At 60.0% G+C, this 26,304-nt stretch carries 23 protein-coding genes; 3 read left to right on the forward strand and 20 right to left on the reverse strand.

Features of this window, described 5'->3' with window-relative positions:
• Positions 1-32: 32 nt before the first annotated feature.
• Entirely contained in the window at positions 33-257 is a 225-nt protein-coding gene (locus tag GTO91_RS06800; RefSeq protein WP_161256814.1) for a hypothetical protein, read from the forward strand.
• A 42-nt stretch (positions 258-299) separates the two neighbouring features.
• Here GTO91_RS06800 and GTO91_RS06805 read toward each other — a convergent pair whose 3' ends face one another.
• A complete protein-coding gene (locus GTO91_RS06805) occupies positions 300-1,610 on the reverse strand; it encodes a globin-coupled sensor protein (protein ID WP_161256817.1) in 1,311 nt (436 codons plus the stop codon).
• Positions 1,611-1,812: 202 nt separating this feature from the next.
• On the opposite strand from GTO91_RS06805, the gene GTO91_RS06810 reads away from it, so the two are divergent.
• On the forward strand, positions 1,813-2,472 hold the full coding sequence (locus tag GTO91_RS06810; protein ID WP_161256821.1) for a phosphoribosyltransferase: 660 nt from the start codon (positions 1,813-1,815) through the stop codon (positions 2,470-2,472).
• Here the strand turns inward: GTO91_RS06810 and GTO91_RS06815 are convergent.
• A complete protein-coding gene (locus tag GTO91_RS06815; RefSeq protein WP_161256825.1) occupies positions 2,397-3,812 on the reverse strand; it encodes an HD-GYP domain-containing protein in 1,416 nt (471 codons plus the stop codon). The genes GTO91_RS06810 and GTO91_RS06815 overlap by 76 nt on opposite strands.
• Before the next feature lie 183 nt (positions 3,813-3,995).
• On the opposite strand from GTO91_RS06815, the gene GTO91_RS06820 reads away from it, so the two are divergent.
• A complete protein-coding gene (locus GTO91_RS06820; RefSeq protein ID WP_161256827.1) occupies positions 3,996-4,625 on the forward strand; it encodes a redox-sensing transcriptional repressor Rex in 630 nt (209 codons plus the stop codon).
• Positions 4,626-5,094: 469 nt separating this feature from the next.
• On the opposite strand, the gene GTO91_RS06825 is transcribed toward GTO91_RS06820, so the two are convergent.
• The 18 genes from GTO91_RS06825 to GTO91_RS06910 form a co-directional block, all read right to left on the reverse strand.
• Positions 5,095-6,375 (reverse strand): PDZ domain-containing protein, encoded by a 1,281-nt coding sequence (locus tag GTO91_RS06825; protein ID WP_161256830.1) that lies wholly within the window; start codon positions 6,373-6,375, stop codon positions 5,095-5,097.
• Between the two features lie 47 nt (positions 6,376-6,422).
• A complete protein-coding gene (locus GTO91_RS06830) occupies positions 6,423-7,595 on the reverse strand; it encodes a S41 family peptidase (protein ID WP_161256833.1) in 1,173 nt (390 codons plus the stop codon).
• Between the two features lie 73 nt (positions 7,596-7,668).
• Positions 7,669-8,844: a murein hydrolase activator EnvC family protein gene (locus GTO91_RS06835; RefSeq protein ID WP_161256836.1), complete on the reverse strand. Its 1,176-nt coding sequence runs from the start codon at positions 8,842-8,844 to the stop codon at positions 7,669-7,671.
• A gap of 42 nt (positions 8,845-8,886) precedes the next feature.
• Complete coding sequence (gene ftsX / locus GTO91_RS06840) at positions 8,887-9,768, reverse strand: permease-like cell division protein FtsX (RefSeq protein ID WP_161256839.1); 882 nt, start codon at positions 9,766-9,768, stop codon at positions 8,887-8,889.
• Entirely contained in the window at positions 9,765-10,463 is a 699-nt protein-coding gene (ftsE, locus tag GTO91_RS06845; RefSeq protein ID WP_161256842.1) for a cell division ATP-binding protein FtsE, read from the reverse strand. The genes ftsX and ftsE overlap by 4 nt, the downstream gene beginning before the upstream one ends.
• 105 nt (positions 10,464-10,568) lie before the next feature.
• Complete coding sequence (locus tag GTO91_RS06850; RefSeq protein WP_161257193.1) at positions 10,569-11,513, reverse strand: transketolase family protein; 945 nt, start codon at positions 11,511-11,513, stop codon at positions 10,569-10,571.
• A 10-nt stretch (positions 11,514-11,523) separates the two neighbouring features.
• Positions 11,524-12,342 (reverse strand): transketolase, encoded by an 819-nt coding sequence (locus GTO91_RS06855; RefSeq protein ID WP_161256845.1) that lies wholly within the window; start codon positions 12,340-12,342, stop codon positions 11,524-11,526.
• A 159-nt stretch (positions 12,343-12,501) separates the two neighbouring features.
• Positions 12,502-13,606 (reverse strand): peptide chain release factor 2 gene (gene prfB / locus GTO91_RS06860; RefSeq protein ID WP_161256848.1). Its coding sequence is split into 2 segments (ribosomal slippage): positions 12,502-13,536 and positions 13,538-13,606, totalling 1,104 coding nucleotides; the frame shifts between segments, so codons are not numbered across the junction.
• A 324-nt stretch (positions 13,607-13,930) separates the two neighbouring features.
• The gene (gene secA / locus GTO91_RS06865) at positions 13,931-16,408 is read right to left on the reverse strand and encodes a preprotein translocase subunit SecA (RefSeq protein ID WP_407929517.1); all 2,478 of its coding nucleotides are present in this window, start codon (positions 16,406-16,408) and stop codon (positions 13,931-13,933) included.
• Between the two features lie 319 nt (positions 16,409-16,727).
• Complete coding sequence (gene hpf, locus GTO91_RS06870; RefSeq protein WP_161256855.1) at positions 16,728-17,255, reverse strand: ribosome hibernation-promoting factor, HPF/YfiA family; 528 nt, start codon at positions 17,253-17,255, stop codon at positions 16,728-16,730.
• Positions 17,256-17,351: 96 nt separating this feature from the next.
• Complete coding sequence (locus GTO91_RS06875) at positions 17,352-19,283, reverse strand: motility associated factor glycosyltransferase family protein (RefSeq protein WP_161256858.1); 1,932 nt, start codon at positions 19,281-19,283, stop codon at positions 17,352-17,354.
• Between the two features lie 115 nt (positions 19,284-19,398).
• Positions 19,399-20,121 carry an amino acid ABC transporter ATP-binding protein gene (locus tag GTO91_RS06880; protein WP_161257197.1) on the reverse strand — a complete coding sequence of 241 codons (723 nt, stop codon included), beginning with the start codon at positions 20,119-20,121 and terminating at the stop codon, positions 19,399-19,401.
• A 115-nt stretch (positions 20,122-20,236) separates the two neighbouring features.
• Complete coding sequence (locus GTO91_RS06885; RefSeq protein WP_161256861.1) at positions 20,237-20,902, reverse strand: amino acid ABC transporter permease; 666 nt, start codon at positions 20,900-20,902, stop codon at positions 20,237-20,239.
• Positions 20,903-21,086: 184 nt separating this feature from the next.
• The gene (locus GTO91_RS06890) at positions 21,087-21,875 is read right to left on the reverse strand and encodes a basic amino acid ABC transporter substrate-binding protein (protein WP_161256864.1); all 789 of its coding nucleotides are present in this window, start codon (positions 21,873-21,875) and stop codon (positions 21,087-21,089) included.
• 252 nt (positions 21,876-22,127) lie between these two features.
• Positions 22,128-23,243 (reverse strand): PseG/SpsG family protein, encoded by a 1,116-nt coding sequence (locus tag GTO91_RS06895; RefSeq protein WP_161256867.1) that lies wholly within the window; start codon positions 23,241-23,243, stop codon positions 22,128-22,130.
• A gap of 11 nt (positions 23,244-23,254) precedes the next feature.
• Positions 23,255-24,409, reverse strand: coding sequence for a UDP-4-amino-4,6-dideoxy-N-acetyl-beta-L-altrosamine transaminase (pseC, locus tag GTO91_RS06900; RefSeq protein WP_161256870.1), 1,155 nt, complete (start codon positions 24,407-24,409; stop codon positions 23,255-23,257).
• A complete protein-coding gene (locus tag GTO91_RS06905) occupies positions 24,406-25,413 on the reverse strand; it encodes a dTDP-glucose 4,6-dehydratase (RefSeq protein WP_161256873.1) in 1,008 nt (335 codons plus the stop codon). Before GTO91_RS06905 ends, pseC begins: the two co-directional genes overlap by 4 nt.
• 112 nt (positions 25,414-25,525) lie before the next feature.
• Positions 25,526-26,179, reverse strand: a complete 654-nt coding sequence (locus tag GTO91_RS06910; RefSeq protein ID WP_161256876.1) for a hypothetical protein — start codon at positions 26,177-26,179, stop codon at positions 25,526-25,528.
• Between the last annotated feature and the right edge of the window lie 125 nt (positions 26,180-26,304).

The raw sequence follows: 26,304 nt of genomic DNA on the forward strand, positions 1-26,304 counted from the left end.
AAGAAACAGCACGCCCGGGGAGATGGTTGCCCATGTTCCAGGACGCGGAAATCTGGCGCTTCTACCTCTTCCTCCTGAAAGAACTGGCCTCTTTCGTCTTATCCCTGGCTCTGGACACGGCGGGTTTCCTCGCCGGTCAGATCGGATTCTGGCTGCTCCTGGCCCTCTGTTTGCTTGGCGCCGGTTTACGCAGCCTGAGACAGCGACGGCTGCGGCAGCGCCTGGAGATGATGAAAAAAGCCCCGGATGACGCCTGAACAAGGACGTCTTCCGGGGCTTTTTCTCGGGGCTTTTTCTGTTTACTGTTTGATTTCCTGGGCCATCATCGCCAGATCCTCCGCCGAATGGGCCACCGACTCGGAGGCATTTTCGATCTCATGGGCCGTCGTGCTGAGCGTGACCACCTCATCAGAGATCTGCCGCATCTGCTCCTGATTGAGGGCGATCGACTCGATGATCCGGGAAAAGCCCTGGACCACCTTGTCCACCAGTTCGTTGACACGCTCCATCGATTTGGCGTTCTGCTCCATCGACCCGCTCACACCGGCCGTATGGTTGCGCGACACCTGAATCATCTCGGCGATCTCTTTCACCGACTGCTCCGAACTGCCGGCCAGCTTCTTCACTTCCTGGGCGACGACGTTGAAGCCGCGGCCGTGTTCGCCAGCCCGAGCCGATTCGATGGCGGCGTTCAACGCCAAGAGGTTGGTCTGAGAGGCGATGCCCTGGATGACCTCGGCGATGGAGGAGATCTTCTCGGAACTCACATCGAGGGCGGCGATCTTCTGCTTCATCTCGAGCATCAGTTGAGAAAGCTCCCGGATGGCCTGAACGGCTTCCTTCAGTTGTCCCTCGCCGCCCTTGGCCAGGGTGACGACCTCGGAGGAGTGCTTGGCCGCCTCGGTCACGTTCTGGGTAATCCGTTCGGCCGACGTGGACATGTGCGCCGCCGACGCTGCCGTCTCCTCCGCCGTGGCGGCCAGGCTCTGGCTGGCGTCGTTGACCTGCTGCTGCAGCGATGTCAGGTCGTTCAGGATCTTCTCCAGCTCTTCTTTCTTCGACAGGCCGGAGGTGTAGCTCTCGATATAGCTGCTCATGGCCAGTTGCTGATCCAGGTTGGTGATCGTCAACAGCGCTGTCACCGCTTTTTTGGCCCGTTCCTTGTCCTTGTAGGCGTCCATGATCTTGGGGATCAGAAAGTTGTAGTGCAACTGGTAGGCCGATGTAAACCAGTAGGGCGGCAGGGAGATGCGGTCATGGACCTTCCCGATCTTGTAGCGCTCGACCACGTAGTTGTCATCGACCTTCATCGGCGCCAGGCTGAGGATATAGTTCCGCATGGTCTTTTTCAACCGGTCGACGGTGGTGTTCTTGTCGATAAACTCGCGCATCTCCGGCATGGCGCCAAGGTGGCCGTAAAAGGCCTCCACCGCCGCGTCGGCGTTCTGTTCCAGGATGGGCCGGATTTCCTGCAGGAGTTCCAGTTGATCCGGCGTCAGCTTAATAAAACGGACAGACAATTGAAAGGAGGGATCCTGAAGTGAGATCGTCGGTTTCGGTCCCGTGTAGGGGCGGGGCTCCGATTCATCTGTCGATTTGCGCCAGAACATATACGAAACCTCCTCGTATGACGATTGAAACAAGCCAGTAAAAATAAGGATGTTCGTTGCAAAGGCAGGAACGCCGGTATGGGCATGCTATCAGGCGGCTGAACTCAACTCCGCCTAGTCGTAACATTTTCGAGATCTTCTCCTGGATTCCTGCAACCGACCTCTCCAGACAAACAAAAACAAGATAGTGGAGGTTTTATCCGTGGATGATCGGAACGACCGTTACGTCAACCGGCAGCAAGCCGGTCAGCAACTGGCAGCGCAGATCGCGGCAGCCGAATTACCCCTTGATATTGTCGTCGCCATCCCCCGGGGCGGCGTCGAGGTGGCGGCGCCCATCGCCCGTCAACTCGACGTTCCCATTGCGTTGATCAGCCCCCGCAAATTGGGGATGCCCGGTCAGGAGGAGGTGGCCATCGGGGCCATCGGACCTGACGGTTCCCTTTTGCTCGATGAGCCCCTGATCCGCCGCTACGGGATCTCCCCCGATTACATCGAGGCGGAAAAAAACAGGCAACTGGCTGAGTTGGAGCGTCGCCAACGCGACTACCCCTTCCCGCTCACGCCCGACCAGGCGAAAGACAAGCGCATCCTCCTCGTCGATGACGGCATTGCCACCGGCTATACCCTTCGGGCAGCCATCGCCACCTTGCGGGCGTACCAGCCCGCCTTTCTGGCAGTCGCCCTCCCGGTGGGACCGGCGGACACGCTCTCCCTCTTGCAGGACACGGTCGACTTCGTCCTCTGCCCCTTCGTCCCGGAACCCTTTTACGCCGTCGGCGCGTATTACGAAGATTTCGGACAGACCTCCGACGAGACGGTGCTGGCGCTGCTGGAAGAGGTCAACGGCGCTAAGGCCTGAAAGGCCTCGATGGCGACGGGGACCAGGGCTGGGTCAAACTGTGTCCCGGCCCCTTTTTTGATCTCCTCGACAATCCGGCGCCAAGGCAAACGGGGACGGTAGGGGCGATCGCCGTTCATGGCGTCAATGCTGTCGGCCAAGGTCAAGATGCGGGCGCCCAACTCGATGTCAGTTCCCTTTTGCCCGTCAGGGTAGCCGCGGCCATCGTAGCGCTCGTGATGGTGGTAGACGAGCTTGCTGACGCTGCGCAGCTTTTTCAACGGCCGCAGGATGCGGGCGCCGATGACCGGGTGCTGCCGCATGACGGCAAATTCTTCGTCGGTCAGCCGGTCGGTCTTGCGCAGGATCGTTTCGGCGATGCCAATTTTGCCGATGTCATGAAGCAGCCCGGCGATGCGGATCGTCTCCAGGGTCTCGCCGGACAGGCCCAGGCGGCTGGCGATAGCGGCGGCCAGTTGGGAAACCTGCTGGGAGTGATGCCCCGTATAGGCGTCGCGGGCGTCGACCGCTTCGGCCAGCCCGGTGATGGTGTTGAACAGCGTTTCTTCGAGATCGGCGTTGGCGTTCACATTATCGAGGGCTAGGGCCAGGTGGGAAGCGATCTGCATCGCCCGATCGATCTCCCCTTGAGGAAAGGAATGGATGGATCGGTGCAGAACGGCCAGGGCGCCGATGGTTTTTCCCCGAACGGTGAGCGGTACGGAGAGAAGGCTGCGAAAGCCCCGTCTGGCGGGACGAGAGTGGATCGTCTTGGGTGAGGCCAACAGGTCGGTAATGACCAAGGGCGCCCCCATCTGCACCACCCGCAGGTGAGGCGAGTCATCGGGGGTTTCTGCTATGACAAGCTTTTTAAACTGCATACCTTCGTAGGTGAAGAGATCGGCGCGATGCTTCTCCCATTCCAGGAGGCTGACGACCACCCGATCGGAGGGAATGGCCTCGCTCACAAAAGGCAGCGTCAACGCCAGCACCTGTTCCACATTGTGCGAGGCGCCCAACACGGCGTTGCTGATCTTACTCAGCGCGTCCAGGGTGGTCACCTTTTCCTTGAGCGCCTGGGTCCGCGTGTGAATCTCGGAGAGCATCTCCTCTTGAAAATTGACGACAAAGCGGCCCATGCGCGCCAGCATGGCCAAGAAGAAGAGCAGGCACAAGCCGCCCACAAGCAGCAGCCGGCCCGGTATCTCCAGAAGGCTCCAGCCGTGGTCTCCCGTCAAGGCCGCCGTTTCCTTCCCCATCTTGAAGACGATGATCAGCGCGCAAAACCCAAGGGTGATCATCACGGCCGTATTTAGCAAGAACTGGATCACCAGTGACTTTCTCCAGGGAATTGGAAACATGAACGCTCCCCCTCGTCGGTCTGTATACAGGGATAGATCAATGAAAAAGCCGGTTGTGTAAGGATATTGAAATGTTTTTCGAGGGAATTAACATGGGATGTGCTATGCTCGGCATTTTATTTGTATTATACTAAAGATATGATGCTAGACCTAGAAGTACAAACGTTACCGGAGGTTTCCCAGATGAAAATGTTAAAGATCCCTGAACCGACTGTGGTCCGGCTCTCCCTGTACTCTCGATTTCTCAATCAGGCTAGCAGCAAAGGCATTGACATAATCTCCTCTGATGAGATCGGCGCCGCCGTCGGCATCCCGTCGGCCCAGGTCCGCAAGGATCTTTCCTACTTCGGCGAGTTCGGCATCCGCGGTGTCGGCTATCGCGTCCGGGAATTGTGCTCCCAAGTGGATAAGCTGCTCTGTGTCAATCAGGCCTGGCCCGTCGTCATCATCGGTGCCGGCCACCTGGGCTTGGCCATGAGCGGCTACAGGGGCTTGCAGGATCGCGGCTTCGATGTGATCGCCCTCTTCGACGCCAATCCGGCCAAGCACGGCGAGTTGCCGAACGGCCTGTCCGTCCTGCCCATGGAGAAATTGGCTGAGACGGTGCGGGAGAAGGATATCCGCATCGGCATCATCACCGTCCCCTCCGCTTCGGCCCAGCAGGTGGCCGAAGCGCTGATCGCGGCGGGCATCACCGCCATCATCAACTTCGCGCCCACGGTCCTCAACGTTCCGCCCGAGGTGGAGGTCCGCAATATCGACTTGACGGTGAACCTTGAGGTGCTCAGTTTCAACCTGGGGATGCGGGGTTAATTGAACGTTTCGCGAGCCGGCATCGTTTTACACACGGTGCCGGTTTTGTTATTTAAAAGGTCAATGAACCCTTCTCTTTCCATACTTTCATGGTCATTTTCGCACTAAAGCTGACAAACCCGCTTCTTTGTACTGTTCAATCATTTCGTCTATATTTTTCAATTTGCTAAATCCCCCATATCATCAAGGGTTTAAGTCAACCTATCCGGCTAATTTATGTTAGCTAGGGCTTGCTAGCCAAACCCTGCTTTTTAATGTCATCTAACAAAAACTGGGTTTGAACGAGCCCGCCATCATCCGGAGTGCTGTTAAGGAATTAACCGAAAATGAAAACCCCGCGCAATGCGGGGTTTTGTGGCAAGAGATTGAGTGGCAGGTGGCAATCTGCATCTCTTAACATACCGTCTCAAGACGGTGCGGTGGCTGCCCGTTCCGCCCTCAAGACAATCTCTGATGGGATAAGGAGAGACTACCCCCTCTTCCCCCTCCACACCCCCACCAGCCACGCCAGCGGCCTCGCCAATATCCCCCCCGCCTGCAACTTCACCAGCGGCGGTTCCTCCGGGTCAGGCGCGGCGATCAGGCCGAGCGGTTCGTTCCAGCCCTTGGCGACGCTCCCTCGCTTCCATACAGCCCCCTCACCGCCGGGCAGGTAGTCCACGTCCACATCGATGGGCGACCAGGACAGGGCGATGACCATGTCCCGCTTCGACACCACGGTCATGCCGTTGATCCGCCCCACCACATCGCCGGCGCGCAGGCCCAGCCGCTCTGCCGGCGATCCGGCGCCGGTGTCGAGCACCCGCAGTCCCCGCAGGGAGGGGGTGAAGAGCGGCGGTCCGCTCATTTCCCGCCGCTGGCTCCAGAGGATCAGCGCCTCATGGCCGAGGGGGCCGAAGAGCGCCGGGAGGACGGCCAGGGCCGGGACGTTGGAGGCGACGACAGCCAGGGCAAGCAGGATGGCGCTGTAGAGGGCCAGGTGCGCCGCCGAGCGGCGGGCGTGTTCCTCCGGCAAGCGGGTGACGGCCAGGTCGCCGTAGCCGAGGAGGGCAACGATGGGTAGCGGGAAGAGCACGGCGATCTCCTTAGCCGCGTCATAGTCGATCGGGGGCTGCTGGATCAGGGGCCACCAGTCCGGTGTGGCGATCTCCTGCCAGGGCAGGCCGCTGTCTAAGGGGACCGGCAGCAGGGTCAGCACCAGCAATGGGATGGGCCAGAAGCTCTGCAGGTTGAAGGCGCCCACCGTCATCCCCTTGTGGTGGGCGATGAAGACGGGCAGGCGGCTCAGGTGGCCCGAGAGGTAGATCAGCAAGGCCTCCACCAGGTGCAAGATGGCGACGAGCCCCATGATCTGGGCCACGCTGACCTCACGCCAGCCCATGATCAGGGCGGCCAGGGAGATCAGGCCGCCCGCGTAGGCGTAACACATGTAGCGCACGTTGATCATCGCCAGCAGCAAGGCCACCGGCAGGAGGTAGATGAAGCCGGCCGCCACGATGGTGATCCCGAAAAAGATCATCAGCAATGAGCCGAGAAAGCCGGCAATGACGCCGTAGGCGGCCGAGTAGAGGACCGGACGCCACCAGCCCTCCCGTTCCAATTGAAACAACTCCGCCTTCATCCGGCTCTGGCGCCGGTAGAGGAGGGCAATGATGAAAAGGAATACCCAAAAAGACGGGTATTCCTGCGGATGCATGAGGAGGGCTTCCATCGCCTCCAGGACCAGCCGGATCAGATCCCAAGGTTCCATCGGAGAGACCGCCAACCTTCAATTTTATTGAACGTTATATGACCCTTTTATTTCATCATCGTTCGAAGCGTTTCCAGGCCTTTGTCAAACTGAACATCGGCTTCCTCCCCGCCGTGGGCGGAGGCGCCGTTCGTTTTTTCCGGTTCCACCTTCACATCGGGTTCGATGCCGATCTTATGGATGTCGTTGCCTTTCGGCGTCAGGTACTTGGCCGTCGTCAATTTGACGCCGGCGCCGCCGCCCAGTTCAATCAGCGACTGGACGACACCCTTGCCGAAGGTCTTCGTCCCCACCAGGGCGCCTGTGCCGCTGTCTTTGACAGCGCCGGCGACGATCTCCGAGGCGCTGGCCGAGCCGCCATTGATCAGCACCACGACGGGGATGTTGAGGTACTCGCGCGTCGTCTCGTAGGTTTCGCTGCGGCCTTGACGATCGACCACCGAGACCACCAGCCCCTGCGGAACGAAGTGGGAGGCGATGTTGACGGCCGCCCTCAGTTCACCGCCGGGGTTGTCGCGCAGGTCCATGATGATCCCTTTGACCTTTTTGTCCTTGAAGCCCTGGATCGCCCGGTCCACCTCGCTGGAAGCGGCCATGTTGAACTGGCTGATGCGCAGGACGCCCACATGGCTGTCTTTTTTGGCGACTTCGGCGGTGACGACGGGGATGTTGACCTTTTCCCGGTTGATCTTGAACTCAAGGAGGCTCTTGGAGGCTTCCCGGAAAACGGTCAGGTTGACTTCCGTCCCTTCCGGCCCCTTGATCTTTGATACGGCCACATCGACATCCATGTCGGCCACGTCTTCGCCGTTGACCTTGACGATCACGTCGCCCGACTTGAGGCCGGCCCGCTCGGCCGGACCGCCCTTGATCGGCGATACGACGACCATCTGGTTGGTGTCTTTTTTGTTGATATAGACCCCGATCCCGGTGAAGGCGCCTTCGATCTGCTCGGTGAGGTGCTTGTATTCCTTCGGTTCCATGTAGACCGAGTAGGGGTCTTTTAAGGCGGCGACCATGCCTTTCATGGCGCCGTTGACCAGATCGTTGACAGACACCGGTTCGAGGTATTCCGTGGTCACCAGCCGGACGACCTTGATCATATTGCCCACGTTCTGGGTGTCGCCCAGCGCGGCCATGGCCAGTGAACCGGTCAGGAGGAGGCTGCTGAGGAGGACGAGAACAATAAAGAGGACAGGGCCACTTCGACGACCGGCCAATGCGTTCAACCACCTTACATGTTTTTGCGCTTCTCTCAACTCTATTCGCATAGACGGCCTTTTATGCAGACGATCAGCCGCCGATGTAGGGCATGGGGTCGGTATGGTTTCCGTTGACGCGGACTTCAAAGTGCAGGTGTGGTCCCGTGCTCCAGCCGGTCGAGCCGACCTGCCCGATGACGTCGCCCTTCTGCACCGTCTGTCCGTCGCTGACATTGATCACCGACATGTGGCCGTAGAGGGTAGCCGTTCCGCCGCCATGGTCGATGATCACCGTGTTGCCGTAGGCGCCGTAGTAGCCGGCCATGGTTATGACGCCCGTCTGGGCGGCATGGATCGGTGTGCCCGAGGGGGCGGGGAAGTCGACGCCGGTGTGGAAGCGCGCCTTCTTCAAGACAGGGTGGATGCGGTTGCCGTAGGGGGACGAGACGGAGGTGTTGTTGGGAACAGGGTGGGCCATCGGCCCGCTGCCCATCTTGGGCCGGTTCTGTTTCGTCTGCATCGACCGGATGACGGCCTCCAACTGGCGGGACGCCGCTTCCTCTTCATCGAGCATCCGTTCGATCGATTCCTTTTCATTGACCACCTGGGCGAGCACCTGCTGGGTCTCCTGGGCCTGCTGGGCCAGGATCACCTTCTGCGCCGCCGTCTGTTCCCGCAGTTGGGCCAGTTCGGCGCGCCGCTTCTCCAGTTCGGTCTTGCGCTCCGTGATCGTCTTCTCCTCGGCTTCAATCTTGGCGATCAGGCGGGCGTCGCTCTCGACGATCTTTTCCATGAGGTCCATGCGGGTCAAAAAGTCAGTGAAGCTGCTGGCCTGCAGAATCACATCGAGGTAGGAGACACTGCCGTTGATGTACATATCCTTCAGGCGCGCCTTCAAGGCCTCGGTCTGAGACGCCTGGCGCTTCTGGGCGTCGGCGATCTCCTTTTCCGCCGTCCCGATGCGCCCCTCGACATCCTTCACCTTGCGGGTCAAGTCGTAGAGGGCCACCTCCGTCCGGTTCATCTCGCTTTTGACTGCCGTCAGTTTTCCCAGCACGCCCTGGCGCTCTCGCTCTTTTTCCTTCAGTTCACGCCGGGTGCTTTCGATCATGCCCCGCACTTCGTCCAGTTCCTGCTGCTTGCTCTGCAGTTCATCGGCCACGGCCGCTTTCAGGGGAAACAGGCGGACGCCGGGCGTCGCGATGCCCAGCAGGACGGCGGCCGCCAGCCCGGCTGCCAAGCCGCGGATAAGAAGACGCTGTCGCATCGGTCCTCTCCTTCCCGTTCTCGGACAATTTCTGTGAGAAGCCTACACCTTCAAGAATTTGCGCAAGGAAATGCTGCTGCCCAGGGCGCCGATGAAGACGCCGGCGGCGAGGATGATCTCGCTGATGGTCAGCAAAAAGCCGCTGTCGGCGCGCAAGGGGACAAAGGGCAGCGATGTGCGCACATACTCGGCCACGGGCGTATACAAGGCGTAGACCAGGGCCACCGCCGCCAGGGAGCCGATCAGGCCCAAGAAGGTGCCTTCCAGCAAAAAGGGCCAGCGGATGAACCAGTTGGTGGCGCCGACAAACTTCATGATGCTGACCTCGCGGCGGCGGGCGAAGACGGTCAAGCGGATCGTCGTCGAAATGAGGAAGATGGAGGCCAGGCCGATCAGGCCCATCACCGACAAGCCGACGACGCGCACCCACTGGGTCAGTTTGAGCAGGCGCTCGACGACGCCCTGGCCGTATTTCACCAGTTCCACCCCGGGAATCTTGCCGAACTCCTCGGCGAGGGAACTCACATCGTTGGGATCCTTGGCCTTCACCTTAAACTGATCAGGGAAGGGGTTGTCTTCCCCGAGGGCGCGCAAAAGCTCCGGCCGCACCTGTTTGCGCATGGCGCTCATGGCGTCCTGTTTGGAGACGAAAAGCACCTCAGCCACGCGGCTGTTGCCGCGCAGCTTGTCAGCGACGCTCTGGGTCTGCTTGGCGTCGATATCGTTTTTCAGGGAGACGACGATCTCCAGGTCCGATTCGATGGTGGCGGCGGCGTAGTGGGTGTTCATCACCAGGAGCAAGGAGATGCCCAGGATCAGCAGGGAGATGGTGACCGTCGAGATGGAGGCGACGCTCATCCAGCCGTTTTGCCACATGGAACGGAAGGCTTCCCGAAAAAAATAGCCAAAGGTCTGCACTTTCATCGGATCACCCCCCGCTCCTGCTCATAGCTGCCCCGTTCCTCGTCGCGAACGATGCGGCCGCCCTCGATGGCGATGACCCGCTTGCGCATGCTGTCGACGATGTCTTTGGCGTGGGTGGCCATGATGATGGTGGTGCCGCGACGGTTGATCTCCAGCAAAAGGTTCATGATCTCCTGGGCCGTCTCCGGGTCCAGGTTGCCTGTCGGCTCGTCAGCGATGATCAACATAGGGTCGTTGACGATAGCCCGGGCGATGGAGACGCGCTGCTGCTCGCCGCCGGAGAGCTGGTTCGGCAGCAGTTCGGCCTTTTTGCCGAGACCCACCATCTCCAGCACCTGGGGCACCCGCTGGCGGATGCGCTTTGAAGACGCTTCGACGATCTCCATGGCGAAGGCCACGTTGTCATAGACGCTCTTGTTGGGGAGCAGGCGAAAGTCCTGGAAGACGACGCCGATCTGGCGGCGCAGGAAGGGCACCTCCGAGTCGCGCATGCGCACGAGGGACCGGCCGTCAAAGAGGATCTGGCCGCGCGTCGGCGCCTCTTCCCGGAAGATCAACTTGGTAAAGGTCGATTTTCCCGCGCCCGAAGGGCCGACGAGAAAGACAAAACTCCCCTTGTGTATGCGAACGTTTACGTCCACAAGCGCCTTTACCCCGTTGGCATAGGTCTTTGAGACGTTAAACATCTGAATCATAAAAATAACAACCCCCATCGGGAGGTTGTTCGACATAAAAACGTCATATCCTCTTTCGGGTTACGCTTTTCGCCCAAAAAGGGATAAATTCCCACTCTTTTTCGCCTATCCTTTCCGCGCCATCGCCCGCCGGGCGGCGTTGGCGACGGCATCGGCCGTCAGGCCATACTTCTTCAGCAGTTCATCCGGTTTGCCCGACTCGCCGAAGGTGTCTTTGAGACCGACCCGCCCCATAGGAACGGGCTGACCTTCACCGAGGACTTCTGCGACAGCCGATCCGAGACCGCCGATGACGGAGTGCTCTTCCGCCGTGACGACGCAGCCGGTCCGAGCGGCGGAATCCAGGATCGCCTCAGCGTCGATGGGCTTGATGGTATGGATGTTCAGCACCTCTGCCTCGATGCCCTCGGCGGCGAGCGCTTCCGCCGCCTCCAGGGCGACGCTGACCATGAGGCCGGTGGCGATGAGGGACACATCCTTGCCCTGGCGCAAGGTGACGGCCTTGCCGGGGGTGAACTGATAGCTGGCTTCATCGTTGATGACCGGGACGCCCAGGCGGCCCAGGCGGATGTAGACAGGACCCTTGTGCTCGGCGGCCCAGCGGATCGCCCCTTCCGTCTCGGGGCCGTCGGCCGGCACGATGACGGTCAGGTTGGGTAATACCCGCATCAGGGCGATGTCCTCCACCGTCTGGTGGGAGGCGCCGTCCTCGCCGACAGTGATGCCGGCGTGGGTGGCGGCGATCTTCACGTTCAACTTGGGGTAGGCGATGGAGTTGCGGATCTGCTCAAAAGCCCGTCCGGTGGCGAACATGGCAAAGGTGCTGGCGAAGGGGATCTTGCCGACGGCAGCCAGGCCGGCGGCGGTCCCCATCAGGTTCTGCTCGGCGATGCCCATATCGAAAAACCGGTCCGGGTAGACTTTGGCAAAGTCGATGGTCTTCGTCGATTTGGCCAGGTCGGCGTCCAGGACGACCACGTCGGCCTTTTCCCCGCCCAATTGAGCCAGGGCGCGCCCATAGGCGTCACGGGTGGCGATCTTTTTCATCAGGCTACCTCCCTCACTGCAGTTCCTTCAAGGCGATGGCGGCTTGTTCGGCGTTGGGCGCCGTGCCGTGCCAGCCAACCTGGTCTTCCATGAAGGAGACGCCCTTGCCCTTGACCGTGTGGGAGACAATGCAGGTGGGGCGGCCTGTCACGGCCTTCGCCGTTTCGATGGCCTCCAGAATGGCCGTCATGGAATGGCCGTCGATCTCGATGACGTTCCAGCCGAAGGCCTGGAACTTATCGACGATGGGGTAGCTGGACATGACCTCTTTGACGGGGCCGTCGATCTGCAGGCCGTTGTCGTCGATGAAGATGGCCAGTTTGTCGAGCTTATAGTGGGCGGCGGCCATGGCGGCCTCCCAGACCTGGCCCTCTTGCAGTTCCCCGTCGCCGAGGATCGCCCAGACGCGGGCGTCTTTATTGTCAAGGCGCAGGCCCAAAGCCATGCCGACAGCAGCCGACAGCCCCTGGCCGAGGGAGCCCGTGGACATGTCCACGCCGGGTACTTTTTTCATATCCGGGTGCCCTTGCAGGAAATGGCCGGCCTGGCGCAGCCCCTTCAATTCTTCGGCGGGGAAGAAACCGCGTTCCGCCAGGGCGGCGTACAGGACGGGGGCGGCATGGCCCTTGCCCAGGACAAAGCGGTCCCGGTCGGGCCACTGGGGGTTCTGGGGATCGATGCGCATCTCTTTGAAAAACAGCGCTGTCACCATGTCGGCCGCCGAGAGGGATCCGCCGGGATGCCCGCTGCTGGCCGCATGGGTCATGGCGATGATGTGGCGGCGGATCTGCCTGGCCGTCGATTCCAGGCGCTGTGTTATTGCTTCACTCATCTGCGATACTCCCTTCTGCAAGCAATCTCGACAATATTCTGCACCATTTCCGCCAAATCCTGCGTCTTCTGGCACGGAAAAAAGAAAAAGGCGGAAAGTTTACCCGAAAAACAGGGAAACCCCACCTCCATGTTGGAGACGGGGTCTGTGATTAGTACTCTACCCTTGTTTTGTCGACCAGACCAGGTAGGCGGAGATAAAATCATCCAGTTCGCCATCCATGACGGCATAAACGTTGCCCACCTCGGTGTTGGTCCGGTGGTCCTTGACAAGGTTGTAGGGGTGAAAGACATAGGAGCGGATCTGGCTGCCAAAGGCGATGTCCTGCTGGTCGCCCTTCAACCGGTTGAACTCGGCCTCCTGCTCCTGCCTCTGGCGCTCGAAGAGCTTCGCCTGCAGCATGCGCATGGCCGTAGCCCGGTTCTGAATCTGGGAGCGCTCGCTCTGGCAGGCCACCACGATCCCTGTGGGGATGTGGGTGATGCGAACGGCCGATTCGGTCTTGTTGACGTGCTGGCCTCCGGCGCCGCTGGCGCGGTAGGTGTCGACCTTCAAATCTTCCGTCCGGATCTGAATCTCCGCGTCTTCGCCGACCTCGGGCAACACCTCCAGGGAGGCGAAGGAGGTATGGCGACGGCCTGAGGAATCAAAGGGGGAGATGCGCACCAGGCGGTGGACGCCCATCTCACCTTTCAGGTAGCCGTAGGCGTTCTCGCCGGCAACGGAGATGGTGGCCGACTTCATTCCTGCCTCGTCGCCGGGGAGGGAGTCGAGGAGGTCGACCTTGTAGCCCCGCTTCTCGCCCCAGCGGATGTACATGCGCAGGAGCATCTCGTTCCAGTCCATCGCTTCGGTGCCGCCGGCGCCGGCATGAAGGGTGAGCAAGGCGTTGTTGCGGTCATAGGGGCCGTTGAGCAGCAGTTCCAGGTGCCAGCGATCCAGTTCCGCCGTGATCGTCTTGATCCCCGCCTCGATCTCAGCCAGGGCGTCGGCGTCTTCCTCCTCTGCGCCCAACTCGCGCAGGACGCAGAGGTCTTCCCAGTGGCTGCGCAGATCCTGGTAGGCTTTGACCTTGTCCTTCATGCCAGTCAGTTCCTGCATGGTCTTCTGGGCATGTTCCGTATCGTCCCAGAAGCTAGGTTCCTGGATCATCTGCTCCAGTTCGGCGATGCGTTCCTCTTTGACCGCCAGGTCAAAGTGAATCCCTCAGTTCGTCCAGCCTGGTCTCCAGGAGCCCTAGCTCTCGTTTCACTTCGCTAAACACGGCGATCGTTCCTTTCGCGACGATGATGTCATGTGATTTCGGGTTGGCATTTCAGTAAATCGGGGTGTATTGGCTCCGGTCGCTAAGGGCTGCGCGGCTGTTCGCTTTGGTCGCTGCGCGGGCGCGCCAAACCTCTCGGGTTTTTCTGCATGTCATGGCGCGCTTTTTCCGCTTTGCGACCGGCGCTCACGACGCCGCTCCGCCCAAACCGCTCCCTCCGCCAATACACCCGGATTTACCTTGTTCGATGCAGGGTATGCCATCATAAAGTCGGGATGTACCGTGCCAAATTGGCGCCCGATACATCCCTTCTTTTCATACGTCTTACCCCTTGGCTCCGCAGCACTTCTTGTACTTCTTGCCGCTGCCGCAGGGGCAGGGGTCGTTGCGACCAACGCGAGGCTCTGCCTTGACCGGTTCCTTCGGCAGAGAGTCGTCGGAACGGTTTTCGACGGCGTTTTTGAGCACCGTCTCCTCTTCCGCTTGTACTTCCTGCTTTTCTTCCTCTGCCTGGGCCACCACCACGTTCACCCGGAACATGTAGCGCAGGAATTCCTCTTGGACGCTGGCGATCATCTCCTGGAACATGCTGTAGGCCTCGTATTTGTACTCCACGAGGGGGTCCTTCTGGCCGTAAGCGCGCAGGCCGATGCCTTGGCGCAGGTGGTCCATGGCGTCCAGGTGGTCCATCCAGTGGGAATCGACGACACGCAGGAGGATGATCCGCTCCAGCTCGCGGATCGTTTCCTCGCCCAGTTCCTGCTCCCGCTGGCTGTAGCGTTCCTGGGCCCTTTCCTGGAAGAGGCCGATGACCTCTTCCTTTTCCATCTCGTGAAGGTCTTCCGGTTTGATAGCGCCGGGGATCTGGAAGGTTTCCTCGGCATAGGCGATCATGGCCGGCAGGTCCCAGTTCTCCACGTACTTCTCTTCGCCGGCGAAGCGGTTGACCATGCTCTCCACGAGGGTGTCAATGAAGTCGCCGACGGTGTCGCGCAGGTTTTCTCCGTTGAGGACCTTGCGGCGCTGGTCGTAGATGACCTCCCGCTGCTGGTTCATCACGTCGTCATACTGGAGGACGTGCTTGCGGATGTCGAAGTTGCGCGCCTCCACGCGGCGCTGGGCGTTTTCGATGGCTTTCGTGATCATGCCCGACTCGATGGGCATCGAGTCGTCCATGCCCAGGCGGTCCATCAGCCCCTGGATGTTTTCGGCGCCGAAGAGGCGCATCAGGTCGTCTTCGAGGGAGACGTAGAAGCGGGTCTTGCCGGGGTCGCCCTGGCGGCCGGAACGGCCGCGGAGCTGGTTGTCGATGCGGCGCGCCTCGTGGCGCTCGGTGCCGATGACGTAGAGGCCGCCCCGTTCGCCGACGCCTTCGCCGAGGATGATGTCGGTCCCCCGGCCGGCCATGTTGGTGGCGATGGTGACCATGCCCTGCTGACCGGCGTTTTTGATGATCTCCGCTTCTTTCTCATGGTGTTTGGCATTCAAGACCTGGTGGGGAACGCCACGCCGTTTCAACTTGTCGGAGAGTTGTTCCGACTTTTCGATGGACACGGTGCCGACAAGCACGGGCTGGCCGTGGCGGAAGCATTCAACAATCTCCTCGACGACGGCGTTGAACTTGCCCTCTTCGGTCCGGTAGACCATATCGGCCAGGTCCTGGCGCGCCATGGGCTTGTTCGTGGGGATCTGGACGACATCCATCTTGTAGATCTGCATGAACTCGGGCTCTTCCGTCTTGGCCGTGCCGGTCATGCCGGAGAGCTTGTCGTACATGCGGAAGTAGTTCTGCAAGGTGATGGTGGCCAGCGTCTGCGACTCGTTTTGAATCTCCAGGCCTTCCTTGGCCTCGATGGCCTGGTGCAGACCTTCCGAGTAGCGGCGACCGAACATGAGGCGGCCTGTGAACTCGTCGACGATGATGACCTCGCCGTCTTTGACGACATAGTCGCGGTCGCGCCGCATCAGGCCATGGGCCTTGAGGCCCTGGTTGACATGGTGCGCCCAGTCCAGGGAATCGGCCAGGTTGTCGATGCCGAGCATCTTCTCGACCCGTGTGACGCCCTCGTCGGTCAAGACAACGGAGTGGGCCTTCTCGTCGACCTTGTAATCGATCTCTTTCGTCAACCGCGGCACGATGCGGGCGACGGCGTAATATTTTTCCGTCGGCTTGTCCGCCTGGCCCGAGATGATCAGCGGCGTCCGGGCCTCGTCGATGAGTATCGAGTCCACCTCGTCAACGATAGCGTAGTTCAATTCCCGCTGCACCATGTGATGGGGCTGGATGACCATGTTGTCGCGCAGGTAGTCGAAGCCGAACTCGTTGTTTGTGCCATAGGTGATATCAGAGGCATAAGCCTCGCGGCGCTCGTCAAAGTTGAGACCGTGAACAATGAGGCCCACCTTGAGTCCGAGGAAGCGGTGGATCTGGCCCATCCACTCGGCGTCCCGTTTGGCCAGGTAGTCGTTGACAGTGACCACATGGACGCCGCGACCGGTCAATGCGTTGAGGTAAGAGGGCAGCGTGGCCACCAGCGTCTTGCCTTCACCAGTCCGCATCTCGGCGATGCGCCCGTTGTGCAGGACCATCCCGCCGATCAACTGGACATCGAAGTGACGCATGCCCAGCACGCGCCGGGAGGCTTCCCGGACGGTGGCGAAGGCCTCGGGGAGCAGGTCATCGAGGCTTTCCCCGTTTTCCAGCCGTTGACGAAATTCGACGGTCTTGTGTTGCAGATCGGCGTCGCTGAGCCGCTGCCATTCCGGTTCTATGCTGTTGATCCGGTCGACCGTCTTCTGCATCCGGCGAACATCCCGGGCGTTGTCGTCCAGGAGGTTTTTCAAAAAGCCAAACAAAGAAAATGACCCCTTTCAGGTATCCGATAGGATGGCGCCCCTTAGTCATTCCTCCCAAGGGCAATCCCTATCGGTCAGTTTCCGATTCGCTCGTAAACAGTACTATTGTATCATTCAGAGGTCCGGGGATGCAATGGAAGGCAAATATGCCCATAGAAAAAGGGCGCCCTGCAGGCGCCCCGGTTTCACAATGGCTTTATTCACATTGGCATTCGGGTGTGTTGTCGGCACTGGGATCTGTTCAGGTCGTTTCATTTGGGAGCGGTCAGTCAAACTCCGGTTCGATCAGGCCGTAGTTGCCGTCTTTGCGGAGATAGACCACGTTGACCTGCTCCGTTTCGGCGTTGGAAAAGACGAAGAAGTTGTGACCGATCAGGTTCATCTGCATGATCGCCTCATCGACGGGCATCGGCTTTAAGGCAAATCGTTTCGAACGGACCACCCTGGGCTCTGTGGCGGCGGCGCCGTTCTTTTCGGCGACGAATTCCTTGAACCCTTGCCCTTTCAGGCGCCGGGACAGTTTCGTTTTATAGGCGTCAACCTGTTTTTCCAGCTTTTCAAAGACCAGATCGATGGCAGCGTACATGTCAGGATGGGACTCTTCGGCCCGCAGGATCAGGTCGCCTGCCGGAACGGTCACTTCGACCTTGGCCATGTCCCCTTCAACAGCCAGAGTGGTCCTGGCGCCACCGATGTTGCTAAAATACTTTTCAAGTTTCGACAGGCGCTTGACGACATACTCCTTCAGGGCGTTGGTGACCTCGATGTTTTTGCCACGAACTTGGATGTTCATTCAACATCATCTCCTTCTCGTTGTGGCTGTTCTCACCAGTAATATTCCCCGAACGATGCGGAAATTCCTGCCTGAACATTCAAATTAGCGGCAGGATTATGGGCGACCTTTTTTCAGCCTGCCGATGACCTCGGCGACAACCTCGTCGATCGCGACGGCCCGCCGTCCGATCTCCGCAAAAAAAGCCTCGGCGCGATCCAGATCGTTGCGCACAGCCTGCCCTTCATCGACGGATCCCGTCAACACCAGCGCCTGTTCGATCTGGGAGACGACAGGGCGGAAGGGCAGGCGGAGAAAGGCCATGGCCTTCCCGTCAGACTCCATGTTCCGCTGGATCTTCGCCAGTTGTTCATAGTATGGGAGCAACTGCGCAGAAACATCCCCCGGCCCCTGGGCAATCGCCTGGTACCGACGGACAAGTTCCAAACCCTTCCGGCATTGGACGCCGATTGTCTTCAGGTGACGGGAGAGGCCTTTCAGTTCCCGGACAATGGCGGCGGACGCCTGGGCCATTTCCCCTTTTCCGGCAGTGAACGCCTCGTTTACATCGGCTTCGATGGACTCATGGCAAAGGCTGCCGGCGCCGCTTGCGGCTTGCAGCGATGCGATCACCTCGGCCAGTGCGACGTTTTCCGCGCCCGGAATGCCGATGCCGCCTTCGGTGGCATTGATGTACCGGCGGTCGGGATGACCGGCGATGAACAGGCGGAACCACTCGCGGAAAGCCAGCCAAGTCTCCTGGGTGTAGGTCTTTTCCCCATAGATGTCGGTCATCTCGATCCACTGCTCCGCCTCCGGGTTCACCCGCATGTCCGCAAAAGCAGAGCCGCCGAAGTGAATGGCATTATGGGTGAAGGCGAGATCCTGTCCGACAAAAACGATCGGATCGCAGCCGAGCCGGTAGGCGAGATGTAGGCCGAGGTTTGCGACGGAAGCGCCCACGTTGAGCGTCGCACCCTGCACATCGACACAATTGCTGATCAGGTGAAAGAGTTCTTCCTTGTCCGGGGCGAAAAGGGCGAACCGGCGGCCTCCGCCCCCGTATTGGTCGAGGATCGGCGGGTAGATGGTGGTGTCAAAGACAAGGGGCACATCCCCGTCAGGCAGATCGTCAAAGTGCTGCCGGTTCGTCTCTCCCCCGTCGATGGAAATGACCAGATGGGGACGGATGCCCCGCTTAAGCAGAGCGCGGAGCGTGGGCGCCGTGGCAATCAATAAGCCCTTTTCACCGAATTCGGCCAAGCGGTCGATGTTTTTTTGCAGTGACGGCCCGGCGGCGATGACGACGGCAGGGAGGCCGGCAAAGCGGTGGAAAAGGTGTTTGACCGGCGCCGCCTCCAGGGCGGCCGGCAGGTTGCGCAAGAAATTGAGGGTCCAGATGAGGGCGAAGTGGTTCTCCGTGGCGGCGATGATCTGCTGGGTCTGGAAGAAATCGGTCAGTTGCGTTTTCACCGCTTCGTAATAGTCGTCAAAGAGGCTCGTCAGGTGCTTGAACTCATAGAGTTGGGCCGTCAGCGCCTCCCAAGCCGATATGTTGATCCGGTGCAGGATGGGCGTGATGGATCCGGCGTCCACATCGACGGCGTAGCGGAAACGGGGATCGCCCAGCAGTTCCCGCAGGTCAACCGTCCAAAGGGCCAACCAGAAGATTTCGAGGGAACGCTCCACGACAAGCACCTTCACCCTGGGCGACAGCACCTGTCGCAGCACCTGGAGAGGATAACCGAGACCGAATCCGAAGACAACGAAGACGCTCCCCGGCTCCCCGGCCAGTTCTGTCACCCACTGGCGGGCCTGGCGCTGCGGATCTTCCGGCGAATGCATGTGCAGGCGCTGCCCCTCGACCGTACAACTCAGGGTCAAATCGCCCGAGAGGGCTGGCTCGACAGAGAAAGGCTGGTTGTAGGGCGCCCGGTAACGGGCCATTCGCTCGGCCAAAGGCGGCTGCACCGTCGCCAGCGCCTGCAGGTTGGCCTCAAAAATCCGGTCGTTGAAAAAACGCGTAAAGGCGGGCGGGATAAAGGTCACTGTATCCTCTCTCCTTTGCAACCATGCCGGCCAAGCGTTTCCGATGCCGTGGGTTGGAGATGCAACAAGAGCGCCGGCAACCCGGCGCTCTCATAGCCTTATGCAACTGTGCCCATTACAATACTTTGCTTAAAAAGGCGCGCGTGCGCTCGTTCCGCGCCCCGCCGAACAGTTGATCCGGCGTCCCCTCTTCGACGATGACGCCTTCGTCCATGAAGATGACCCGGTCGCCCACCTCGCGGGCAAAGCCCATTTCATGGGTCACAACGACCATGGTCATCCCCTCGCGGGCCAAATCTTTCATGACGTTGAGCACCTCGCCGACCATCTCCGGATCGAGCGCCGACGTCGGTTCGTCAAAGAGCATGATCTTCGGCCGCATCGCCAAGGCCCGGGCGATGGCGACGCGCTGCTGTTGACCGCCGGAAAGCTGCTCCGGATAGGCCTGCGCCTTTTCCGACAGGCCCACCTTGGCCAGCAGTTCCCGAGCCAGGCGCTCGGCCGCCTCCTTGTCCATCTTGCGCACCTGCACCGGCGCCAGGGTGATGTTCTGCAACACTGTCATATGAGGAAAGAGGTTGAATCGCTGGAAGACCATCCCCACCTCGGCGCGAACCCGGTTGATGTCCGTCTCCTTGTGGGTGAGCGGGATCTCGTCCACGGTGATATGCCCGTCAGTAGGCTCTTCCAGATGGTTGATGCAGCGCAGGAGGGTGCTCTTGCCGGAACCGGAGGGGCCGATGATGCAGACCACTTCCCGTTCCTGCACCTCCATGTCGACGCCGCGAAGCACATGGAGAGAGCCGAACTTTTTATGCAATCCCTTGATTTCGATCATCGCCGGCATCTGCATTCCCCTTGTTGTACGTAGTCATGGCAGCGCAATCATCATGTAACGCGATGTGGCCGCGCACTGCAACGGATTGATGTAACGGTTTGGCGCGACAGCGCACTCAACGGTGCGTTTTTACCGACAGCTTCTCCTCATACCAGGCCACGAGGCGGCTGAAGATCAGGGTCAGGGTCAGGTAAATGGCCGCGACCGGCAACCAGGCCTCCCAGACTCGCGCCGTGGAACCGAGGACCGTCCGTCCCGCCATCGTCAGTTCCGGCAGGGAGATGACCGAAACGAGGGATGAGTCTTTCAGCATGGCGATAAACTCGTTTCCCAGCGGCGGGATGACCCGTCGGAAGGCCTGGGGAAGGATGATATGGCGCATCGCCTGGGCATAGGTCATCCCCAAGGACCGGGAGGCTTCCATCTGCCCCTTGTCGATGGATTGGATGCCGGCGCGGAAGATCTCGGCCACATAGGCGCCTGAGTTGACGCTCAGGGCTATCAGACCCGAGGTCATGGCCGGCAGGGATTGTCCGATGAGCTTCGGCGCCCCTAGGTGGACGATGAAGATCTGCACCAGCAGCGGCGTGCCGCGAATGACGTCCGTGTAAATCGTGGCGAGCCATCGAAGCGGTTTTAGGTGAGAGAGTCTCCCGAGCGCGACAAAGAGGCCGATCACCGTGCCGATCATGACGGAAATGGCGGTGACCTTGACCGTCGTCCACCCGCCCATCAGGAACAGGTCGGCATAATCCTGCACAATCTTCCATTTAAAATCCATGTTTCGAACGGCTCCTCCGAGTATTCTGCGTTGAGAGGCAACAGGTGCTTGGAATCGTGGTGGAAGGCAAAAAGAAAAGGCGCAGCAGGCCATTCGTCCCTGATACGCCTATACTATACACTACCTGACCGGTTCAGCCAACCAATTTCTATCGAAAAGTAATCCTTTCGACGGATTCCAAAAATTACTTGCCGGTGAGGTACTTTTCGGAGATTTGTTTGATAGTGCCGTTCTTCTCCAGCTTATCCAGCGCATCGTTGACTTGTTTCAGCAGTTCACCCTCGCCTTTGCGAACGGCGATCCCGTAATCTTCTTTCTCAAAGCTCGTGTCGTCGATCAAGGTCATTTTGGCGCTGGGGTTGTTTTTCAGGAAGTGCTGCACGACAGGCTTGTCAGCCACGACGACATCGACGTCGCCGTTGTTCAGCATGTTCATGGCCAAGGGGGTGGTGTCATAACGGAAGATCTTGGGGCTCTTCTCACCCATCAGCTTTTCGACCACATACTGGCCTGTCGTCGAGTTCTGGACACCGACCTTCAGGTCTTTGATGTCTTCAAACTTCTTGACCGGAGAGCCTTCTTTGACTGCGATCGCCTGGACAGCCACGAAGTAGGGCTTGGAGAAATCGATCGATTCCTTGCGCTTTTCCGTGATCGTCATGGCCGAGATAAGCATGTCCACGTTCTTGTTCGTCAGCGCAGCGATGATGCCGTCAAAGGGCGTGTCAACCAGTTCGATCTCGGCGTTCATTTCCTTGCCAACGGCTTTGATCAGGTCGATGTCAAAGCCGACAATTTCCCCTTTTTCATTCTTCCATTCAAAAGGAGCGTAGGCGGCGTCGGTGGCTACTTTGATTGTTTTCTTGGCCGTTGCTTTGTCGCCAGCGGGCGCCCCGCCACCGCAGCCGGTCGCCGTGACCAATAAGCCGAGGGCCAGGATCCCCATCAAGCCGGTCTTTACCCATTTTTTCACTGGAATATTTCCTCCTTCGTCTAAATAAAATAATAGGATATGTAATTGCGATAATTATACAGCTTGATGAAAGAAAGAACAATGATAGAATCTTCCACCCCTACGGGGACGGCATCAGTTTCTGTTAAAAAAAATAAGCGCGAGCAGTCTCGCGCATAAATATTCACATATAATACCCAGAATGTACTTATACCACAGCACACAGGATCCGGTGTATCCCTTTGCAGGGGAACCCATTTTGCCGCTCTCTTTTTAGCGGAAGCCCTGCCTACGGGCGTCTTCCAGGACTTCCCGACAACACCGGAGAGCGCCCAGACCGTCGATGATGTTTTTCCCCATCTCCCCTAAAGCTTGCGCGCGTTTCTGCTCGTGGAGAAGCATAAACAGCCGTCGAGCAATCTCCTCTATTTCCAGCGGTTTCTGAAGGACAACCGTTTCATTTTGGTTGCCTTTTTCGAGAGGCGCTCCCGGCGGGCCAGTCGAAAAGAGCGGGAGTGCTGCTTCCATCTGGCAGGCCGCCAACGCCGCCGGAACCTGATTGTCCGCCTGGACGACAACCGCACAGGGAACCCCCGTCGCCAGCAATTCCTGAAGGGTGACGCCGGCGGCGGTAACGGCGAGATCCATGGCGGGGAGCATGCTGATGATGTCAGTCGGAGGATGATGTCGCCGGATCCAGGGCTTTTCTTTAAATTCCTCGGGGAAGTCCATATAGGGGCCGACAATGACATGCGCCTCAAGGCAACATCCCGACTGGACGACCCGATCTAATGCTTCGAGGACTCGCGGGAGGTGGCCCATGGGATCGCCGCCGCCCAGCGTGACGAGGATTTGTTGCGGTTGTTGCAGTTCAAAGCGTTCCCGTTGTTCCCGCAGTCGCCGGGCTTCCACGACGCGCCGGCGAAGGAGGGTATAGGGCGCGCCTAAGAGCGCCCTACCCGCCCTTTGAAAACGGTAGGTCTCCCTTTCCGCCGCCAGTCCAGCGTTGATCACCAGTTGGACATCCATCGGAAAGGCGTTATGGTCATCGAGATAGACCACATACAGCCCCGCTGAACGGAGCGCCCCCAGCGTCTCGGGACGAATCCGGTAGGAGTCGATGATCACGATGGTTGCGCCTTGCCCTTTCAGCCAGCAGGCCCACCGCTCCGGGGCCGCATCAACGGCGCACCCGCTTTCCGGCCGCCGCCACTGGAAGAGATCGCCTGTGAGGTGTATTGCCGCTCCATCGGGAGGACCGGCAGCCAGCGCCAAATGCCCCTGTTCACGGAACGCTTCCGCGAGGGCGGCGCATCGCATGGCGTGGCCCAATCCCACGCCGCTTCCTGCGTCAAAATAAAAGGCGACAACCGCTTTCGTCCCGTTCACTTTCGTCCCGTTCAGGTTGCCTCCACCCCGCTCATCACCGCGTCGATCACCTTTGCCTGCTGGGCCGCTGTCAGACCGTAGTACATGGGCAGGGAAACGGCTTGGCTGTAAAACCGTTCCGCCAGCGGGCACAGTCCAGGGGCATAGCCGAGGGCGCGGTAATAGGGATGCAGGTACACAGGGCGGTAATGGACGTTCACCAGGATGCCCCGCTCGTGGAGATAGGTCACCAAATCCCTTCTCCGTTCCGCGCCGGCCAAAAGACGAATGACATAGAGATGCCAGGCCGAATCCCTTCCCGGTCGTCGACCCGGAAGGGCAAGGACATCAGAGAGACAGGCCAATTCCCGGTCATAGCAGTGCGCTATCTCCCGGCGACGAGCCAGAAAACAGTCCAGCTTTTTCAACTGGCTTTCCCCTAACACGGCCTGGATATCGGTCATCCGGTAATTGTACCCCAAGGCATGCATCTCATAATACCAGGGGCCTTCGTCCGCCTTCATCTGGGAGCGGTCCCGCGTGATCCCGTGGCTGCGAAACAAGGTCAACCGTCGGTACAGCGCCTCGTCGTCGGTGACGACCATCCCGCCCTCTCCAGTAGCAATGTGTTTCACCGGGTGAAAGGAGAAGGCGGTCATGGCGCTCAGGCTCCCCACAGGACGGGCGTCGACGGCAGCCCCCAATGCGTGGGCGGCGTCTTCGATCACGAGAAGACCGTAGCGTTCAGCCAAGTCCCGGATCGCCGGGACATCGGCAGGCAACCCGGCAAAATGGACAGGCACAATTGCCCGGGTCCGCGGCGTGATCAACGCCTCCACCGCCTCTACGGCCATGTTCCCCGTATCAGGCTCGATGTCGGCGAAGACCGGTTTGGCGCCTAGGTAGAGGGCCGCATTGGCTGTCGCCGCAAAGGTGTTGGCCGGCAGGATCACCTCGTCGCCCGGACCGATGCCGGCGGCGAAATAGGCGGCATGGAGCGCCGCCGTCCCTGAGGAGAGGGCCACGCCGAAGCGAGCGCCGGCGCGGCTGGCCACAGCCGCCTCAAAGCGGTCGATGGCCGGTCCCGTCGTCAGGTAGTCGCCGCGCAGCGCCTCGGCGACAGCGGCGATGTCGTCCTCATCGATGGACTGGCGGGCATAGGGGATGAACTCCCCTGGCGCCGTCATCGCGCCCCGCCCCCCAGTTCGGGCTTGGCTTCCTTCAGCCACGCCGCCGTGCGGGCGATCCCCTCTTCCAGGGAGATGAGGGGACGCCACCCTAACAGGGCTTCCGCCCTGCTGTAGTCGCAGAGGAGACGCCGGATCTCGCTCTGCGGATGGGGGTGGTCCACATGATTGACAGAGAAGCCATCGGCAGCGCCGGTCACCGCTCCCACCAGGCGAGCCAGATCGACGATGGGAATCTCCCGGCCCGAACCGGCGTTGAGCAACTGCCCTACAGCCGCCGCATCCATCCCCGCCTGGATGACGAAGCGAGCGCAGTCCTCCACATAGAGCAGGTCCCGCGTCTGGGTCCCATCGCCGAAGATATGCAGTGGTTGGCCGCGTAGCGCCCGTTCGACGAAGATGGCCACGACGCCGCCTTCCCCGTTCGTCTTCTGATAGGGCCCATAGGTGTTAAAGGGCCGGATCACCGTCACCGGCAACCCGTAGGCGTGAAAATAGGAGATCGTCAGGTGTTCCCCCGACAGCTTCGCCCCCGCATAGGGAGACGCCGGCAGGACGGGATGGGCCTCATCGATGCCGCCCGCCTCCGGCGCCGGCGAGTAGACCATGCAGGTGCTCATGAAGACAAAGCGGGTGTCGTAGGCGCGGCACAATTCCAGGAGACCGAAGGTTCCCGCCACATCGCGAGAAAAGGTGTCCTGCGGGTCGTCGATGCTTTTTTGAACGTTGATCTCGGCTGCCAGATGGTAGCAGAGGGGAAAGCGGTGCTCGGCAAACCAGGCCGCCAGCAGTTCCCGGTCCCGGATATCGCCGCGGCGGTAGGTTAACTGCCCCATCGCTTCGGCGGGATCCAAGGGCGCCAGCTCTGCCGCCGTAAAGGCGAGATTCGCTTCGTTCCCATTGCTGAGATCGTCGATGGCCCAGACGTGGTGGCCTGCTTTTAACAGTTGGAGAACGACCCAGCGGCCGATGAAACCGGCGCCGCCCGTGACGAGTATCTTCAAGGTGGTTCATCCTTTCTACGACAGGTGTATCATAACCACGCGGGACAAGCCCGGTCAGCGACAATAACGCAAACGATGAAAAACCCCGGAAGCACCGGGGTCAATGGGTCGTCTATTTTTCGGCAAACTCGGGCGCCTTTCCTGTTTGTTCCCACTGGTCGAAACCGTCCATCACCTTCTTGTAGGTGTCCTGGCATACCTCAGGCAGTTCACCGCCGAAGGCCTTGGCGGCCTTGCCGTACCCATCCTCGAAGGCCTTGCGCAGCACATCCAGGCGACCGGGATCGCCGCCGGAGAGGGCGACAGCGAAACGCAGGATCCGCTCGGCCACCTTATCGGCGCCGAATTCGCCGCCCGGTTGGATGTCTTTTGCGGCCTGTTCCCGGGCAGCCAGCAGTTCCGGGGAATCGATGACAGGTTCATCGGCGCCGGGTGTCTCACCGCCGGCGTTGCCGCCGCCCTTCGCCGACTTGCCCTGTTCGACGATAAGTTGGCGCACCGTTTCGATCAGGCGGTTGTAGCGCTGCTCTGCCTGCTGTTTCAGCCGGTTGACCTCATCCCAGTTGACCTGATAGGTTGCCTTGGGCTCGCTCCGTCCCAGTTCGACGACAACGCCGGCGTCCGTGTCAGCAGACTGGTTCGTCGGGGCGGAAGCGGCTTTCGCCTCCTCCTTTGATCCCTGGCGGGAAACCTCCTGTTTCCCTCGGGACACAGTCGCGTCAGTGCGATACGCTGCACTTGGGCGATAGGCGTCAATTCCGGTCATCCCTGACCACCTCCTGCCCTTCCTATCGGAAGAAACAGGGGCGAACTTAACACGTTTTTCCTATTGTTGGACCCGGCTGGCGCCGTTGCTTGCTTATTTTTCCTCACTCAGCAACCTTCTGCTTC

Source organism: Heliomicrobium undosum, from assembly GCF_009877425.1.
GTDB lineage: Bacteria > Bacillota > Desulfitobacteriia > Heliobacteriales > Heliobacteriaceae > Heliomicrobium > Heliomicrobium undosum.

What these genes read in the sequence shown, in the direction of transcription:
- GTO91_RS06880 (WP_161257197.1), bottom strand. Translation starts at nt 20,121, where the DNA reads ATGATCGAAATCAAGGGATTGCATAAAAAGTTCGGCTCTCTCCATGTG.
- GTO91_RS06800 (WP_161256814.1), top strand. Translation starts at nt 33, where the DNA reads ATGTTCCAGGACGCGGAAATCTGGCGCTTCTACCTCTTCCTCCTGAAA.
- pseC (WP_161256870.1), bottom strand. Translation starts at nt 24,409, where the DNA reads ATGACGGCGCCAGGGGAGTTCATCCCCTATGCCCGCCAGTCCATCGAT.
- GTO91_RS06820 (WP_161256827.1), top strand. Translation starts at nt 3,996, where the DNA reads ATGAAAATGTTAAAGATCCCTGAACCGACTGTGGTCCGGCTCTCCCTG.
- secA (WP_407929517.1), bottom strand. Translation starts at nt 16,408, where the DNA reads ATGCAGAAGACGGTCGACCGGATCAACAGCATAGAACCGGAATGGCAG.
- GTO91_RS06835 (WP_161256836.1), bottom strand. Translation starts at nt 8,844, where the DNA reads ATGCGACAGCGTCTTCTTATCCGCGGCTTGGCAGCCGGGCTGGCGGCC.
- GTO91_RS06825 (WP_161256830.1), bottom strand. Translation starts at nt 6,375, where the DNA reads ATGGAACCTTGGGATCTGATCCGGCTGGTCCTGGAGGCGATGGAAGCC.
- GTO91_RS06885 (WP_161256861.1), bottom strand. Translation starts at nt 20,902, where the DNA reads ATGGATTTTAAATGGAAGATTGTGCAGGATTATGCCGACCTGTTCCTG.
- ftsX (WP_161256839.1), bottom strand. Translation starts at nt 9,768, where the DNA reads ATGAAAGTGCAGACCTTTGGCTATTTTTTTCGGGAAGCCTTCCGTTCC.
- GTO91_RS06815 (WP_161256825.1), bottom strand. Translation starts at nt 3,812, where the DNA reads ATGTTTCCAATTCCCTGGAGAAAGTCACTGGTGATCCAGTTCTTGCTA.
- GTO91_RS06855 (WP_161256845.1), bottom strand. Translation starts at nt 12,342, where the DNA reads ATGAGTGAAGCAATAACACAGCGCCTGGAATCGACGGCCAGGCAGATC.
- GTO91_RS06805 (WP_161256817.1), bottom strand. Translation starts at nt 1,610, where the DNA reads ATGTTCTGGCGCAAATCGACAGATGAATCGGAGCCCCGCCCCTACACG.
- ftsE (WP_161256842.1), bottom strand. Translation starts at nt 10,463, where the DNA reads ATGATTCAGATGTTTAACGTCTCAAAGACCTATGCCAACGGGGTAAAG.
- hpf (WP_161256855.1), bottom strand. Translation starts at nt 17,255, where the DNA reads ATGAACATCCAAGTTCGTGGCAAAAACATCGAGGTCACCAACGCCCTG.
- GTO91_RS06910 (WP_161256876.1), bottom strand. Translation starts at nt 26,179, where the DNA reads ATGACCGGAATTGACGCCTATCGCCCAAGTGCAGCGTATCGCACTGAC.